This is a genomic window from Pseudomonas sp., assembly GCF_048269965.1.
Classification (GTDB): Bacteria; Pseudomonadota; Gammaproteobacteria; order Pseudomonadales; family Pseudomonadaceae; genus Aquipseudomonas.
In genome coordinates, this window is the sequence record NZ_JBLWTV010000013.1 from 1 (window position 1) to 14,749 (window position 14,749).

The following is a 14,749-nucleotide window of genomic DNA, read 5'->3' on the forward strand; positions in this document are numbered from 1 at the left end:
AGGCAACGGGCAACATGATCATCAACCTGTTACCCATGTCCCCCGACAGGTGTTTACCATGTCCCCCGGCTGAACACAGTGCGCAGCAGATCGCCGAGCTGGTGGAGCAGCTGCAGCGCAGTGGCGAGCAGGTACAACGCCTGGAAGCCGAAACCGCTGGTGTCGGCAAGGTGCTCGAAGTGATCACCGGCATCGCCGAGCAGACCAACCTGCTGGCGCTCAACGCAGCCATCGAGGCCGCGCGCGCCGGCGAGGCAGGCCGTGGCTTCGCTGTGGTCGCCGACGAGGTGCGCACCCTGGCCAGTCGTACCCAGCAGTCCACTGGCGAAATCCAGGCGATCATCCAGCGTTTACAGGGTGGTGCGCGCGATGCGGTCCTGGCGATGCAGCGCAGCGCGGCCCTGGCCGACGGCAACCTTCAGCATATCCGTCAGGCCAGCGAGGCACTGCAGACCATCGTCGGTGCGGTGGATGGCATCAATGCCCTGAACGCGCAGATCGCCACCGCCGCAGAACAGCAGAGTCAGGTGGCGCAGGAGATCGACCAGCGGGTAACGCACATCTCCAGCCTGGCCGAGCGCAGCCAGGGCGAGACCGAGAGTGTGGTGCAAGTCAGTGCGCAGATTCAGGGCGAGGTGCAACAGCTCAACAGCCAACTGGGGCGCTTCCGTACCTGAACCCTGGCTGACCAACGCATACAAACGACAGCTGTTGTGACAAGAGGTCGCTTGGCCCGATCGTGGCGAGCCGCGATACTGGCGCCCCCTTGTCGCCCGGAAGTCGTGTCGATGACCCTGAATAAATGCCTGCTGCTCACCTGCGCCTGCCTGACCCTGGCCGCTTGTGGTGGGGTCGATCCCGATTCGCCGTTGGGCAAGCGCCAGGCAGCGTTCAAGGAGATGCTCAAGGTCAGCGAAGACCTCGGTGGGATGCTGCGCGGTCGCATTCCCTACGACGAGTCTGCTTTCATCACTGGCGCCGGTGAGCTGGAGCGCCTGTCGCACGAGCCCTGGCAGCACTTTCCACGGGTACGTGACGACGAGCGCAGCAAGGCCAATCCCGAGGTCTGGCAGCGCCAGGAGCAGTTCCAGTCGATGGCGCGCGATCTGGAGCAGGCCACTGCCGCGCTGGTGCAGGCCGCGACCGCACCGCCGCTACGTCGCTCCGAGCTGGAGCCGGCGATGCAGGCCATCGAGGATAGCTGCGAGGCCTGCCACAAGGCGTTCCGCGCTTACTGATCGGCGCGCGCTTCGGCCTCGGCCTGTTGCAGTTCGGCGCGTGCCTCGGCCAGTTTGGCCTGACGCTTGGCGATCTTCTCCTGATCACCCTTGCCCATGGCTTCGCGCAGATCCATCTCGCGCTCCTGCACTTCCTCCCGGGCTTCCTTGACGCTGGCCAGGCGCTCCTTGTGCAGTGAAGCGTCATCGCAATGGGCATCGACATTGCCCAGTGCTCGTTGCAGTCCATCCAGTTCTCGCGAGTTGCCGCTCTTGTGCGCTGCGTCGATCTTCTCCTGGAGCACCTGGCGTTTGGCGGCGCAGCCGCTGTCGCCTTCGGCGGCCAGAATCGGTGTGGCGTTCAGGTTGGCGGCCAGCAGCAGGCCAAGCAAAGCGGTTTGACGAATCATGGTCTCTCCTCGTGAGGGTCTACTTCGAAGTGACCCTGGTTGTTGCGCGAGGTTCGGCCCGATTGAACCATTGACTGATCTGGGTCAGCCGCGCGGTGGATTTTCCTGTGGCTGGAACCCGACAGTGCCGGCTTGCTGCAGACGCTCGCCCAGGCGTTGAACCTCCGGGTGACTGAAGAACGCCAGCAGGCGCTCAGCACTCTTCGGGCTGACGCCGGGTTGCTGCATCCATTCGGCGTGGTTGCGAGCCAGTAGCGTGGCCCAGTCGTCCTCTGCGCCGAGCTTGAAACCAGGCGGTGCGCCAAGGGCCTGCAGCCATTGCTGCAGAGGGCGGCGTCGGGCCTGGGCGAAGGTCTGCTGCAGCTGTGAGGCGCGTCGTGGGCCGATACCTGGCAGCTGTTGCAGCTGTTCGCTGTCGAGGTCCAGCCAATCGAGCAGACCATCCAGCTTCTGTCCCGCCAATAGCGTGCTCCAGGTGCCGGGTCCTACGCCGGGCAGGTTCAGTCCCTGCTTGCCGGCAAGCCAGTTCAAGCGTGCCTGGAACTGTTGCTGGCATTCGTTGCTGAGTCGCCAGCAACTCAGGGCATGGTATCGATTGGCATCGGGTGCGTGCACTGCTGCGCGCTCCGGGCTGCGCCAGATCACCTGGTCGAGACGCGCAATGGTCAGGCCGGCCAGGCGTATCGCAACCTGATCACCAGGGCGGATGTCCAGTTTCTCCCAGATCTGCAGCGAGCCGAGAGCAATCCGGCTGATCCGCCGCTCGTCGAGATCGACCGGCTGCAGACGCAGGATCGGCGTGATGCGGCCACTGCGGCCGATATTGAACTCCACTGCCTGCACCACGGCCAGTGCCTGGCTGACCGGGTACTTCCAGGCGACCGCCCAGTGCGGCGCTTCTGCCCGCCAGCGCTCTGCGGGTGGCCGCATGCCCTGGCGCAGCACCACGCCGTCGCTGGCGAAGGGTAGCGGCTCATCGAACCAGTGCTGGCGCCAGCGGCGGGCATCCTCGGCGCTGCTGAGCGGCTGGGTGTAGCGCAGGCTGTCGCTGAAGCCCAACGCCTGCAGGGCTTGCAGGCGCTCGGGCATGTTTGCCGGGCCGTCCGGCCAATCCCAGACGAACAGGCCGATGGCATCGGCGTGCTGCTCATCGAGCGTCTGTCGCGCCATCAGTCCTGCTGCCTTGCCTCGGGCGCCTACACCTCCGTCGCGACCTTGCACGTGATTGTCCAGGCGCCAGTAAAGCTCGCCCTGCAGAACGGCATCGATTGGCTGCTGCAGGTGCGTGGCAATGGCCGGAAACTGCCGCACACGGGCTGTCCAGTCCTGGCCGCGGCTCCCGTCGCCACGGCTGATGGCTCGTTGCAGCACGCCGCCTCGGTAGACCAGGGTGACCGCGACGCCGTCGACCTTGGGCTGAACCCACAGATCGCTGCGCTTGTTGACCCATTCGAACACGGCAGCCTCGTTCAGTTTGCGCAGCCCGGTCTGCGGCACCGGATGCACGACTGTTCCGCTGCTACCAGCCAGTGGGTCTGGCAATGCCGTGTGCGCAGTCGCAAAGCACTGATGCCAGGAGTGCAGGCGCTCGCGTGCCTGGTCGTAGATTTCGTCGGCCACCGGCGAGCTGCCGTGATTATGGTAGGCGTCGTCCCACTCGGCGATCTGCTGATTGAGTGCAGCAAGTTCGGACTTGCCCCGACTGGCGGGCCAGTCGGGGCAGGGGGTGGCCTGGGCAAGCAGTGGAAGGAGCAGTAGCAGTAAGGCCGGTTTCATCGCGGAGCTTCCTTGCTCAAGGTATTCACCGAGCCTAGCAGGCTGTATGGGTATTCGCTCAGCCTTTGTAACTAAGTCACGGATATTGTTCGATTTTTTCTTGTTGCCTGGCTGTGTGGGTGATAGATTCGCGCGCCTTTTCTACCCCCAAACAAATGGACTTGCCCGGCGGGGGCGCATGGACAGCCGGGCCTCAACTCTCAGAGGTCTTCACCGATGCGTATTGTTTCCGTTGCCTGTTTCGCCGCTCTGGCTTTCGCCGCTCTGCCTGCTCATGCTGCCGAGGTCGCCGCGATCCAGGCTAAATGTCAGGAGCAGATGGCTGCCAATCAGGACGGTCTGGCTCAGATCAAGCAGTTGGCGGCACTGTCTGGCAACGACAAGGCCAGCGAAACCCTGGCTTCGCTTGATGATGGCTGTGAGCGTCTCAGCGCTGAATCCGACGCTTCCACTGAGGCTGCTGCACCTGATCAGCTGAATGCCACCAAGGATGCACTCAAGGGTCTGAGTTCGATGTTCGGCAAATAAGCCCTCAGGCACGAAAAAGCCCCGCCAGATCGCTCTGGCGGGGCTTTTTCATTTTCAGGGGCTTACAGGCCGGCAGCGGCGCGCAGGTCGGCAGCCTTGTCGGTGCGTTCCCAGGTGAAGGTGGTGAAGCTGTCGTCGCCGACGGTCTTGGACTGCGGCGTGCGGCCGAAGTGGCCGTAAGCTGCGGTTTCCTGATACATCGGGTGCAGCAGGTCGAGCATCTTGGTGATGGCGTAGGGGCGCAGGTCGAACACTTCACGCACCAGTTTGATGATCTTCTCTTCGGCGATCTTGTGGGTGCCGAAGGTGTTGATCGAGATGGAGGTCGGCTGGGCCACGCCGATGGCGTAGGACACCTGGATCTCGCAGCGCTCGGCCAGGCCGGCAGCGACGATGTTCTTGGCCACGTAGCGGCCTGCATAGGCAGCGCTGCGGTCGACCTTGGACGGGTCCTTGCCGGAGAAGGCGCCGCCGCCGTGGCGGGCCATGCCGCCGTAGCTGTCGACGATGATCTTGCGCCCGGTCAGGCCGCAGTCACCCACCGGGCCGCCGATGATGAACTGGCCGGTCGGGTTGATGTGGAACTGGGTGTCCTTGTGCAGCAGCTCGGCCGGCAGCACGTGCTTGACGATCAGCTCCATCACACCTTCGCGCAGGTCGTCGTATTTCACTTCCGGGTTGTGCTGGGTGGACAGCACCACTGCGTCGATGGCAACGACTTTGCCGTTCTCGTAACGGCAGGTGACCTGGGATTTGGCATCCGGGCGCAGCCACGGCAGCAGGCCGGACTTGCGCGCTTCGGCCTGGCGCTCGACCAGGCGATGCGAGAAGCAGATCGGCGCCGGCATCAGTACGTCGGTTTCGTTGCTGGCGTAGCCGAACATCAGGCCCTGGTCGCCAGCGCCCTGATCTTCCGGCTTGGCGCGGTCGACGCCCTGGTTGATGTCCGGAGACTGCTTGCCAATGATGTTGAGCACGCCACAGGTGGCGCCGTCGAAGCCAACATCGCTGCTGGTGTAGCCGATGTCGCAGATGACGTCGCGAACGATCTGTTCCAGATCGACCCAGGCGCTGGTGGTGACTTCACCGGCGACGATGGCCACACCGGTCTTGACCAGGGTTTCCACGGCCACGCGGGCGTGCTTGTCCTGGGCGATGATGGCATCGAGCACCGCATCGGAGATCTGGTCGGCGATCTTGTCCGGATGCCCTTCGGACACGGACTCGGAGGTAAACAGGGAATATTCGCTCATCTATCGGTTCCTTTCTTGCCGGAGGCTGAAGGCGCTGTGCGCATCGGGTTTGGCAAAGTGCCGTAACTGAATCTGAAAGCCGTTTTTCAGGCCTATGTAAAGGCTTTCGCCGGGTGTCAGGCCGGCGGCCGTCGCCCAGCGCGCCAGGTCTTCCTGTTCGAAGCCGAGCCACAGGTCGCCGCAGGCTTCGCGTGCCCAGCTCTGGTCGTGGCTGCACAGCTCGCTGAGCAGCAGGCTGCCGCCGGGCGCGACCAGGCCGGCCAGCTTGCGAAAAGCCTCGGCCGGGGTGGCGAGATGGTGCAGCACCATGTTCAGCACCACGCAGTCGGCGGGCTGCTGTTGATCCTGCAGCGCATCGGCCAGTTTCAGCTCGACGTTGTCCAGGCCCTCGGCGGTGCAGCGCTGGCTGGCCAGTTCGAGCATAGCCGGGCTGTTGTCCAGTGCCGTGACCCGCGCGAAGCGACGCGCCAGATCGGGCAGGAAGGCGCCATCGCCAGGACCGATTTCCAGTGCCGTGGCATCGTCGCTGAAATGCAGGGCATCGAGCAGGGACAGCAGGCTGTCGCGGTACTGCGGCAAGCCGGCGATCAGATCCTGCTGGGCCTGGAAGCTGGTGGCCATGCGCGCGAAGAAGTCGCGGCTGACGGTAGCGCGCTGCTGATGCACGGTGGCGATGCGCGCCTGCACATCGCCGGGCAGCGGCAGTTCGTCGATGTCCTCCAGCAGTGCGGCGTGCAGGCGGCCACTGGGCAGGGCGCGGCGGTAGAAGATCGCATTGCCTTCGCGGCGCGTGGCCACCAGCCCTGCCTGGGCCAGGACCTTGAGGTGGTGGCTCATGCCTGACTGACCAATGGCGAAGATCTGCGCCAGTTCCAGCACGCCAAAGGAATCGTTGCTCAGGGTGCGCAGTACATTCAGGCGCAGCGGATCACCGCCGGCCTTGCACAGGGCGGCGAGCTCATCGCAGGGGTCGAATTCCAACTGGGGTGCGCGCAGGGTCATGGTGGCGCAGTCTAGTCGGTCATTTTTCATACAGCAATACCAATATCAAAAAGTTTTGATATTGGGTCCTGGCTAGCCTGGTGCCTGACTCAATTGCAGAAAAGCTGCCGGGGCCGGGCTCAGGCTGGTGCCAAGTCGCCACAGCACATGCAGTTCGCGCTCGATCTGCATGTCCTGCACCTTCAGGCGCTGCAGCTCGCCGCTGGCCAGTTCGCGTTCGACCACCCGTTGCGACAGCCAGGCGATGCCCTTGCCGTCGGCGAGCAGGCGCTTGAGCGCCTCGGTACTGCCAATGGCCATGCCGGCCTGTGGCTCCAGTCCGTGCTCGCGATAGGCCTGCTCGATGCTGGCGCGAGCACCTGAGCCGGGTTCGCGCATGTACAGCGGGTATGCCTGCAGGTCGCGGGCCTCAAGGTGCTCGGCCCTGGTCAGCGGGTGCCGCGGCGATACCACCGGAAGCAGGGCATCGCGCGCCAGCAGGCGATGCGCGTAGTCGGCCTGTGCAAACGGGCCTTCGACGAAGCCCAGGCTGATGCGGCCTTCGTCCAGTTGCCGGGTCACGACGTCGGTGTTGCTCACGTCCAGGCTGACGAATATCTGTGGATGCAGGGCGCGGAAGCGGGTGAGCAGCGGCGGCAGCAGGTAGGCGCCGAGCGTGGCGCTGGCGCCCAGGTGCAGTTCGCCCTGCTCCAGTTGGGCAAAGTCGCGCAGGTCGCGTTCGGCGGCGCGTTCCAGAGCAAAGATGCGCCGCGCGTAGTCATGCAGGCGCAGGCCGCCTTCGGTCAGTTGCACGCCGCGTGGCTGGCGATCGAACAGGCGCAGGTCGAGGTTGGCTTCGAGGTCGCGAATTTCCCGCGTTACGGCAGGCTGACTGATGTGCAGACGCTCGGCGCCGGCGCTGATGCTGCCGGCTTCTGCAACGGCCAGAAAGACCTTCAGGTGGTGGAGGTTCATGGTCTATGCATAAGTTAAAGGTATGGTTTGGATGCTGAATATGTATTTTTCATATGGCAAGCCAATTCTTACCCTTGCGCCATCATTCATGTCACGGGACCACCCGACTCATGCCGCGCCCCTTCAGTCGTCTACCCGAGCCCCTGGCTTTCATTCGTCATTTCACCCCCAGCTGGTTCGCCGTGACCATGGGCACCGGCGTGCTGGCGTTGGTGATGGCTCGTCTGCCCTGGCAGCTGCCGGGATTGCCGATGCTCGCCGAGGGGCTGTGGTTTGTCGCGGTCGCTCTGTTCGCCCTGTTCAGCGGGCTGTTTCTGCTGCGCCTGGCGCTGTTTCGCGACACCCTCTGGCCGATGTTGCTGCACCCGGTGCAGTCGATGTTCCTTGGCGCCATTCCCATGGGCCTGGCGGTGTTGATCAAAGGGTTGCTGCTGTTCGGCGTGCCGCGCTGGGGTGAGGGCGTCTACGCGCTGGCCCATGCGCTGTGGTGGCTGGACGCGGCGCTGGCGCTGCTCGGCGCCTTGCTGGTGCCCTACCTGATGTTCACCCGTCAGCATCATGCGCTGGAGAAGCTCACGGCGGTCTGGTTGCTACCTATCGTCGCACCCGAGGTCGCCGCCAGCACGGCAGGGGCGCTGGCGCCGCATCTGGCGGCCGAGGCGGCACAGCAGTTGCTGGTGGCCGGTTTCGTGCTCTGGGGGCTGTCGCTGTCGCTGGCATTCTCGCTGATCACCCTGGTGCTGCTGCGCCTGGCCCTGCACAAATTGCCGGATACCGATTTCGCCGCCACCAGTTGGCTGCCGCTGGGGCCGCTGGCCACCGGCTGTCTCGGCCTGCTGAGCATGGGCCAGGCGGCGCCGCTGGCTTTTGCCGGTACGCCGCTGGTCAGCGCCGCCGAGCTGGCGCGGGATCTCGGTCTGATCGGTGGTCTGGCACTGTGGGGGGCGGGGCTGTGGTGGCTGGTGATCGCTACCTTGTTCACCCGTCACTACATTCGCGACAACATGTCGTTCAACCTCGGTTGGTGGGGATTCACCTTTCCGCTGGGCGTATTCGCCCTGGCCACCTTCGAGCTGCAGGCCGTGACCGGTCTGAGCCTGTTCGCCTTCATCGGTTTGCTGCTGGCGGTGCAACTGGCGGCGGTCTGGACCCTGGTGTTCAGTCGCACGCTCGCCGGCGTCTGGCATGGCGAGTTGTTTCAGGCGCCCTGCCTGGGCGGGCCGGGCAGCCCGGCGGTGAGCGTTCTGAGCGAGCAGGCGGGCTGATTTGGTCTCTACGACCATCTGTCATTGCCCCGCGAGGGCTGGCTGGGCGAAAATGGCCACCTTTTTTCGCCCCTTCATTCAGAAGCAGCCCCCGTAGGAGATTCAGCGATGCCCAGCCGTCGTGAGCGAGCCAATGCCATTCGTGCCCTCAGCATGGATGCCGTGCAGAAAGCCAACAGCGGCCACCCCGGTGCCCCCATGGGCATGGCGGACATCGCCGAAGTGCTGTGGCGCGACTACCTCAAGCACAACCCGAGCAACCCGAACTTCGCCGATCGTGACCGCTTCGTGCTGTCCAACGGCCATGGTTCGATGCTGATCTATTCGCTGCTGCACCTGACCGGCTACGACCTCGGCATCGAAGACCTCAAGCAGTTCCGCCAACTGCACAGCCGTACTCCGGGCCACCCGGAATACGGTTACACCCCGGGCGTCGAGACCACCACCGGCCCGCTTGGCCAGGGCATTGCCAACGCCGTCGGCTTCGCCATCGCCGAGAAGGTGCTGGGCGCGCAGTTCAACCGTGAAGGCCACGACATCGTCGACCACAACACCTACGTGTTCCTCGGCGACGGCTGCATGATGGAAGGCATTTCCCACGAAGTCTGCTCGCTGGCCGGCACCCTGGGCCTGGGCAAGCTGATCGCCTTCTACGACGACAACGGCATCTCCATCGACGGTGAAGTCGAGGGCTGGTTCACCGACGACACGCCGAAGCGCTTCGAAGCCTACGGCTGGCAGGTGATTCGCAATGTCGACGGCCACGACGCCGAAGAGATCAAGATGGCCATCGAGACCGCGCGCAAGAGCGTGGACCAGCCGACCCTGATCTGCTGCAAGACCACCATCGGCTTCGGTTCGCCGAACAAGCAGGGCAAGGAAGAGTGCCACGGTGCCCCGCTGGGCAACGACGAAATCGCCCTGACCCGCGCCGCGCTGGGCTGGAACCATGGCCCGTTCGAAATCCCGGCCGAGATCTACGCCGAGTGGGACGCCAAGGAAGCCGGTGCTGCCGCCGAAGCCGCCTGGAACGACAAGTTTGCCGCCTACGCCGCTGCCCACCCCGAGCTGGCCGCCGAGTTCAAGCGCCGCATTGCCGGTGAGCTGCCGGCCGACTTCGCCGAGAAGGCCGCTGCCTACATCAAGGATGTCGCCGAGAAGGGTGAAACCATCGCCAGCCGCAAGGCCAGTCAGAACGCGCTGAATGCCTTCGGCCCTTTGCTGCCGGAGTTCCTCGGCGGCTCGGCCGACCTGGCCGGCTCCAACCTGACCCTGTGGAAGGGCTGCAAGGGCGTATCTGCCGAAGACGCGTCCGGCAACTACATGTTCTACGGCGTGCGCGAGTTCGGCATGAGCGCGATCATGAACGGCGTCGCCCTGCACGGTGGCTTCGTGCCTTACGGTGCGACCTTCCTGATCTTCATGGAATACGCGCGCAATGCCGTGCGCATGTCCGCGCTGATGAAGAAGCGTGTGCTGTACGTGTTCACCCACGACTCCATCGGCCTTGGCGAAGATGGCCCGACCCACCAGCCGATCGAGCAACTGGCCAGCCTGCGTGGCACGCCGAACCTCGATACCTGGCGCCCGGCCGATGCCGTGGAGTCCGCCGTGGCCTGGAAGTACGCCATCGAGCGCGCCGACGGCCCGAGCGCCCTGGTGTTCAGCCGCCAGAATCTGCCGCACCAAGCACGCGACGCCCAGCAACTGGCCGATGTCGCCCGCGGTGGCTACGTACTGAAAGACAGCGGCGGCGAGCCGGAGCTGATCCTGATCGCCACCGGTTCGGAAGTCGGTCTGGCCGTGGCGGCCCATGACAAGCTGACCGCAGCCGGCCGCAAGGTGCGCGTGGTGTCGATGCCGTCCACCAGCGTGTTCGACGCTCAGGACGCCGGCTACAAGCAGGACGTGCTGCCGCTGCAGGTAAGTGCGCGCATCGCCATCGAGGCCTCGCACGCCGACTACTGGTACAAGTACGTGGGCCTGGAAGGTCGCATCATTGGCATGACCAGCTTCGGCGAGTCGGCCCCGGCTCCTGTACTGTTCGAGCACTTCGGTTTCACCGTCGACAACATCGTCGCCACTGCCGAAGAACTGCTGGACGCCTGAGTGAGAACGACGCGGTAAGGTGGGTGACGCTCTTTTCACCCACCGTTACACCGACGGTGGATCGATAAAGCGCGATCCACCCTACGTTCATCCGAGATTTCCTATGTCCAATCGTCCCTATCGTGTCGCCCTCAACGGTTATGGCCGCATCGGCCGTTGCGTGCTGCGCGCGCTGCATGAGCGTGGCAATTCGGCGAGCCTGGAAATCGTCGCGCTGAACGACCTGGCCGATCAGGCCAGCATCGAGTACCTGACGCGCTTCGACTCCACCCACGGGCGTTTTCCCGGCGAGGTGAAGGTCGATGGCGACTGCCTGCACATCAATGGCGATTGCGTGAAGGTGCTGCGCCAGAGCGAGCCCGAGGCCATCGACTGGGCCGCGCTGGGCATCGATCTGCTGCTGGAGTGCTCCGGTCAGTACGTCACCCGTGACCAGGCGCAACGCTTCATCGACGCCGGCGCGCCGCGCGTGCTGCTGTCGCAGCCGATGGCCAGCGAGGCGGATATCGATGCCACCGTGGTCTACGGAGTCAATCAGCAGTGCCTGAGCGGCGCCGAGCGACTGGTATCGAACGCCTCCTGCACCACCAACTGCGGTGTGCCGTTGCTGAAACTTCTCGATGAGGTGGTGGGTCTGGAGTACGTCTCCATTACCACCATCCACTCGGCGATGAACGACCAACCGGTGATCGATGCCTACCACCACGAAGACCTGCGCCGCACGCGCTCGGCCTTTCAGTCGGTGATCCCGGTGTCCACCGGCCTGGCGCGTGGTATCGAGCGTTTGCTGCCGGAGCTGGCCGGGCGTATCCAGGCCAAGGCCATCCGTGTGCCGACGGTCAACGTCTCCTGCCTGGACATTACCCTGCAGACCGCGCGCGATACCTCTGCAGAAGAGATCAACCGCGTGCTGCGTCAGGCGGCACAGAGCGGCCCGCTCAAGGGGCTGCTGGCCTACACCGAACTGCCGCACGCCAGTTGCGACTTCAACCACGACCCGCACTCGGCCATCGTCGACGGCAGCCAGACCCGCGTGTCCGGCCCGCGCCTGGTCAACCTGCTGGCCTGGTTCGACAACGAGTGGGGGTTTGCCAACCGTATGCTCGATGTCGCCGAACATTTTCTCGCTGTATCCACTTCCTCTGTACAACCAGCCTTTGTGAAGGACTGATCCATGACCGTTCTGAAGATGACCGACCTCGACCTCGCTGGTAAGCGTGTGCTGATCCGCGAAGACCTCAACGTCCCGGTGAAAGATGGCGTGGTCAAGAGCGACGCGCGCATCCTCGCCTCCTTGCCGACCATCAAGCTGGCGCTGGAGAAGGGCGCTGCCGTGCTGGTCTGCTCGCACCTGGGCCGCCCGGAAGAGGGCATCTACAGCGAGGAAGACAGCCTGGCACCGGTCGCGGCCTACCTGAGCAAGGCGCTCGGCCGCGACGTGCCGCTGGTCAAGGACTACCTCGGCGGTGTCGAGGTCAAGGCCGGTGAGCTGGTGTTGCTGGAGAACGTACGCTTCAACAAGGGCGAGAAGAAGAACAGCGACGAGCTGGCCCGGCAGTACGCCGCCCTGTGCGACGTGTTCGTGATGGACGCCTTCGGTACCGCTCACCGCGCCCAGGGTTCGACCCATGGCGTGGCCAAGTTCGCCAAGGTCGCCTGCGCCGGCCCGTTGCTGGCTGCCGAGCTGGACGCCCTGGGCAAGGCCCTGGACAAGCCGTCCCGGCCGATGCTGGCCATCGTCGCCGGCTCCAAGGTGTCGACCAAGCTGGACGTGCTCAACTCCCTGGCCGACATCTGCGACTCGCTGATCGTCGGTGGCGGCATCGCCAACACCTTCCTCGCTGCTGCCGGCCTGCCGGTGGGCAAGTCGCTGTACGAGGCCGATCTGGTCGAAACGGCCAAGGCCATTGCGGCCAAGGTCAGCGTCCCACTGCCGGTCGACGTGGTGGTCGCCAAGGCCTTCGCCGAAGACGCCGAAGCCACCATCAAGGCGGTCAAGGACGTCAGCGATGACGACATGATCCTCGACATCGGCCCGCAGACTGCGGCGATGTTCGCCGAAATGCTCAAGGCCTCGCAGACCATTCTGTGGAACGGTCCGGTCGGTGTGTTCGAGTTCGATCAGTTCGGCAACGGCACCAAGGCCCTGGCCCTGGCCATCGCCGAAAGCCCGGCGTTCTCCATCGCTGGCGGTGGCGACACCCTGGCCGCCATCGACAAATACGGCGTGGCGGACAAGATCTCCTACATTTCCACTGGCGGCGGCGCCTTCCTCGAGTTCGTCGAAGGCAAGGTGCTGCCAGCTGTGGAAGTGCTGGAGCAACGCGCACAGTAAACACCGGTCAGGGCGAAGGCGCGTCCTTCACCCGCGACGGATTAAACCCTGACGTGAACGGATGGTCTGTAGAAAACCGGATCATCGAACAAGGAGTCATGTCATGGGCAAGTTAGCCGTCTTGAGTGTCATGGGTATGTTGCTGGCGGGTTGCGCCGGCGGTGGTCGAGAAGCGGCCTGCGAGGTGTTCAGCCCGGCGCAGATCGAAACCCCGACCACTCAGGATGATCAGCGTGTCGAGCAAAGCAGTGGCCAGCCCGCGGGTTCGACACCGGAACAGCGTTGCTGACGAGGAGAGGCAATGAGCGGAATCAGACTGGCGGGGCTTGCTGCCGGCGCCTTGTTGCTGGCGGCCTGCAGCAGCCAGCCGGAAGCACCGGATCAATGGAATCGCTGGGTATGCGACAGCCAGACCGAAGTGCTGTGGCGCTTCGCCAACGGCAGCGTCGAGCAGGTGGATGTACGCCTGGGCGGTGGCGACATCGTCTATCGTCTGACTCAGGAGCCGGCAGGATCTGGCGCGCTGTACAGTGACGGGCGTCTGTCCTTCCACACCAAGGGTGAGGAGGGCCTGGTCTACTGGACCGCGACCGATGACCTGATAGGCCGTGGCTGCAAGGCCCCATAACACCTTCGGCGACGCCGAGACAAGAGCTGCGGGCATGCCCCAGCTTCAGGAAACTTGAACAACGCCTGCCCCTGCGGCAGGCTTGCACGATTAACGACCTCCAAACCGGGAGACAGAAACACCATGGCACTTATCAGCATGCGCCAGATGCTCGACCACGCCGCCGAATTCGGCTACGGCGTGCCGGCCTTCAACGTCAACAACCTCGAGCAGATGCGCGCCATCATGGAAGCCGCCGACAAGACCGATTCGCCGGTCATCGTCCAGGCCTCCGCTGGTGCCCGCAAGTACGCAGGCGCGCCCTTCCTGCGCCACCTGATCCTGGCTGCCATCGAGGAATTCCCGCACATTCCGGTGTGCATGCACCAGGATCACGGCACCAGCCCTGACGTCTGCCAGCGCTCGATCCAGCTGGGTTTTTCCTCGGTGATGATGGACGGCTCGCTGAAGGAAGACGGCAAGACCCCGGCCGACTACGACTACAACGTGCGCGTGACCCAGCAGACCGTGGCGTTCGCCCACGCCTGTGGCGTTTCCGTAGAAGGCGAGTTGGGTTGCCTGGGTAGCCTGGAAACCGGCATGGCCGGTGAAGAAGACGGCGTCGGCGCCGAGGGCGTGCTGGATCACAGTCAACTGCTGACCGACCCTGAAGAAGCCGCTGCCTTCGTCAAGGCCACCCAGGTCGATGCCCTGGCCATCGCCATCGGCACCAGTCACGGCGCCTACAAGTTCACCAAGCCGCCAACCGGCGACGTGCTTTCCATCGAACGCATCAAGGAAATCCACAAGCGCATCCCCAACACCCACTTGGTGATGCACGGTTCCTCGTCCGTTCCGCAGGAATGGCTGAAGGTGATCAACGAGTTCGGCGGCGACATCAAGGAAACCTACGGCGTGCCGGTCGAGGAAATCGTCGAAGGCATCAAGCACGGCGTGCGCAAGGTCAACATCGACACCGACCTGCGTCTGGCTTCCACCGGAGCGATGCGCCGCATGATGGCCGAGCACCCGAGCGAGTTCGACCCGCGCAAGTTCTTCGCCAAGACCATCGTCGCCATGCGCGACATCTGCATCGCCCGCTACGAAGCCTTCGGCACCGCCGGCAACGCCTCCAAGATCAAGCCGATCTCCCTGGAAGGCATGTACCAGCGCTACGCCAGCGGCGAGCTGAACGCCAAGGTCAACTGAGCCGCTGCGGGCTCAATGCCCGCGTGGCTCGGCCGAAAGCCGCGACTGCGCAAGCGTCGCGGCTTTTTCATGCCTGGCGTTCGG

Annotated in this window: 14 protein-coding genes and 1 pseudogene; 10 read left to right on the top strand and 5 right to left on the bottom strand. The window is 64.4% G+C overall.

The window, feature by feature from the left end; translation table 11 throughout:
- Positions 1–104: 104 nt before the first annotated feature.
- Positions 105–677: pseudogene (locus ACN0X6_RS15585) on the top strand (methyl-accepting chemotaxis protein); the annotation flags it as partial.
- Between the two features lie 111 nt (positions 678–788).
- Complete coding sequence (locus ACN0X6_RS15590) at positions 789–1,238, top strand: c-type cytochrome (protein WP_417705240.1); 450 nt, start codon at positions 789–791, stop codon at positions 1,236–1,238.
- On the opposite strand, the gene ACN0X6_RS15595 is transcribed toward ACN0X6_RS15590, so the two are convergent.
- Entirely contained in the window at positions 1,232–1,627 is a 396-nt protein-coding gene (locus ACN0X6_RS15595) for a DUF1090 domain-containing protein (protein WP_417705242.1), read from the bottom strand. The two genes, ACN0X6_RS15590 and ACN0X6_RS15595, sit on opposite strands and share 7 nt — an antisense overlap.
- Before the next feature lie 84 nt (positions 1,628–1,711).
- Entirely contained in the window at positions 1,712–3,403 is a 1,692-nt protein-coding gene (ligB, locus tag ACN0X6_RS15600; RefSeq protein WP_417705244.1) for an NAD-dependent DNA ligase LigB, read from the bottom strand.
- A gap of 216 nt (positions 3,404–3,619) precedes the next feature.
- Here ligB and ACN0X6_RS15605 point away from each other — a divergent pair, with 216 nt between their 5' ends.
- Positions 3,620–3,931: a hypothetical protein gene (locus ACN0X6_RS15605; RefSeq protein WP_417705246.1), complete on the top strand. Its 312-nt coding sequence runs from the start codon at positions 3,620–3,622 to the stop codon at positions 3,929–3,931.
- Between the two features lie 62 nt (positions 3,932–3,993).
- Here the strand turns inward: ACN0X6_RS15605 and metK are convergent, their stop codons facing one another.
- From metK to ACN0X6_RS15620, 3 genes are all read right to left on the bottom strand, one after another.
- On the bottom strand, positions 3,994–5,184 hold the full coding sequence (gene metK / locus ACN0X6_RS15610; RefSeq protein ID WP_417705248.1) for a methionine adenosyltransferase: 1,191 nt from the start codon (positions 5,182–5,184) through the stop codon (positions 3,994–3,996).
- On the bottom strand, positions 5,185–6,186 hold the full coding sequence (locus tag ACN0X6_RS15615; protein ID WP_417705250.1) for an ArsR/SmtB family transcription factor: 1,002 nt from the start codon (positions 6,184–6,186) through the stop codon (positions 5,185–5,187).
- A gap of 72 nt (positions 6,187–6,258) precedes the next feature.
- Positions 6,259–7,140 (bottom strand): LysR family transcriptional regulator, encoded by an 882-nt coding sequence (locus tag ACN0X6_RS15620; RefSeq protein ID WP_417705252.1) that lies wholly within the window; start codon positions 7,138–7,140, stop codon positions 6,259–6,261.
- Between the two features lie 110 nt (positions 7,141–7,250).
- Here ACN0X6_RS15620 and ACN0X6_RS15625 point away from each other — a divergent pair, with 110 nt between their 5' ends.
- The 7 genes from ACN0X6_RS15625 (at position 7,251) to fba (ending at position 14,665) form a co-directional block, all read left to right on the top strand.
- On the top strand, positions 7,251–8,405 hold the full coding sequence (locus ACN0X6_RS15625; protein WP_417705254.1) for a TDT family transporter: 1,155 nt from the start codon (positions 7,251–7,253) through the stop codon (positions 8,403–8,405).
- 108 nt (positions 8,406–8,513) lie between these two features.
- Positions 8,514–10,514 (top strand): transketolase, encoded by a 2,001-nt coding sequence (gene tkt / locus ACN0X6_RS15630; RefSeq protein ID WP_417705255.1) that lies wholly within the window; start codon positions 8,514–8,516, stop codon positions 10,512–10,514.
- Between the two features lie 103 nt (positions 10,515–10,617).
- Entirely contained in the window at positions 10,618–11,685 is a 1,068-nt protein-coding gene (gene epd / locus ACN0X6_RS15635) for an erythrose-4-phosphate dehydrogenase (protein WP_417705257.1), read from the top strand.
- A 3-nt stretch (positions 11,686–11,688) separates the two neighbouring features.
- Positions 11,689–12,849, top strand: a complete 1,161-nt coding sequence (locus tag ACN0X6_RS15640; protein WP_417705259.1) for a phosphoglycerate kinase — start codon at positions 11,689–11,691, stop codon at positions 12,847–12,849.
- 103 nt (positions 12,850–12,952) lie between these two features.
- On the top strand, positions 12,953–13,138 hold the full coding sequence (locus ACN0X6_RS15645) for a hypothetical protein (RefSeq protein ID WP_417705261.1): 186 nt from the start codon (positions 12,953–12,955) through the stop codon (positions 13,136–13,138).
- A gap of 12 nt (positions 13,139–13,150) precedes the next feature.
- The gene (locus tag ACN0X6_RS15650; protein ID WP_417705262.1) at positions 13,151–13,477 is read left to right on the top strand and encodes an MliC family protein; all 327 of its coding nucleotides are present in this window, start codon (positions 13,151–13,153) and stop codon (positions 13,475–13,477) included.
- 123 nt (positions 13,478–13,600) lie between these two features.
- Positions 13,601–14,665 carry a class II fructose-bisphosphate aldolase gene (gene fba, locus ACN0X6_RS15655; RefSeq protein ID WP_417705264.1) on the top strand — a complete coding sequence of 355 codons (1,065 nt, stop codon included), beginning with the start codon at positions 13,601–13,603 and terminating at the stop codon, positions 14,663–14,665.
- Positions 14,666–14,749: the final 84 nt, after the last annotated feature.